The sequence below is a fragment of the Trinickia fusca genome (genome assembly GCF_003628145.1).
Classification (GTDB): Bacteria; Pseudomonadota; Gammaproteobacteria; order Burkholderiales; family Burkholderiaceae; genus Trinickia; species Trinickia fusca.
Genome location: NZ_RBZV01000040.1, coordinates 1 through 1,082, shown reverse-complemented (window position 1 = coordinate 1,082; position 1,082 = coordinate 1). Strand labels below are relative to the sequence as shown.

Sequence of the window (1,082 nt, the reverse complement as noted above, 5' to 3'; positions counted from 1 at the left end):
GCCGCCAGCAGGTTCGCATTGCCCTTGTCGAGGCTGATCGTGCTGCCGCTGACCGAAATATCCTTGCCTGACACGAGATTGACCGTGTCGCCGCCCTTGAGCGTCGTGCCGGTCAGCGTCTGGTCGGACTTGTGCAGCGTCTCCGCGTAGCTGCGGCTGCCGTCGTCGCCCGAGCTGTTGCTGTTAACCGTCGACGTCGCGCTCGCCGTACCGAGTGACACATTGCCCTTGGCCACGATCGTGCCGCCCTGGCCAAGGTCGAACTGTGCGCCGCGCGCCGTCAGGTCGCCGCCCACGCCGATAGTCGAAACGCCTCCCACCTCGACCGAACTGCCGACTACCTGATTGATATTCGTGTCCGACACGCCGTTCGCGCGCTCGACAACCTTGTGCTCGCCGGTCTGCTGGGCGCCGAGCATCCAGTCGCCGCCGATCTGTGCGGCGAGATTCCCGCTGACCGTCAGGTTGCCCGCATTCTGCTGGAAGTTGCCGCCCGTCACGATCGCCGCGTCGCCCGTTACGTCGATCGTCGCCTGCGGCCCGAGCGTCGTCGTGATCCGCGTGGCGCCGGTCTCGCTGACCTGTTCGACGGTCTGCGTCGCGGTATCCAGAATCAGGTCACCGCCCGCGTTCACCAGCAGGCTGCCGGCCTTCACGTTCGCCGACGTCAGATCGACATTGCCGGTCGTCGTCAGCTTCGCCAGGCTGCCGCTTTGCAGCGCGCCGAACGCGTTATCGATCTGCTGGCCGTCGATCGACAGCGTACTCATCGCCTTGATCGTGCCGCTGTTCACGAACGATGGCACGCTCTTCAGATCGACATCATTTGCCGCGATCAGCGGGCCGTTCCAGTTCTCCTGGCTCACTTTCGCCAAGTACACGACTGGCACCAGCACCGACTGGCCGTTCACCACCCGCGTTTCCATCAGGATCACGTTACCCGTCAGCTGCGACACCTGTGTCGGCGACAGGCTCATGCCGAGCGGCAGATCGAGCGATTTCGACAGCGCGGCGCCGGACGCCAGCATGGACTCGGACATCGACTGAATATCGGTGTACGGGCCCAGCACCGCCTTGCCCGT

General features: G+C 64.8%; 1 protein-coding gene. It reads right to left on the bottom strand.

The genetic code is table 11. The features are described 5' to 3' along the window. A partial coding sequence (locus tag D7S89_RS27060; RefSeq protein ID WP_183085365.1) for a hemagglutinin repeat-containing protein occupies positions 1 to 1,082 on the bottom strand: 1,082 nt, incomplete at both ends.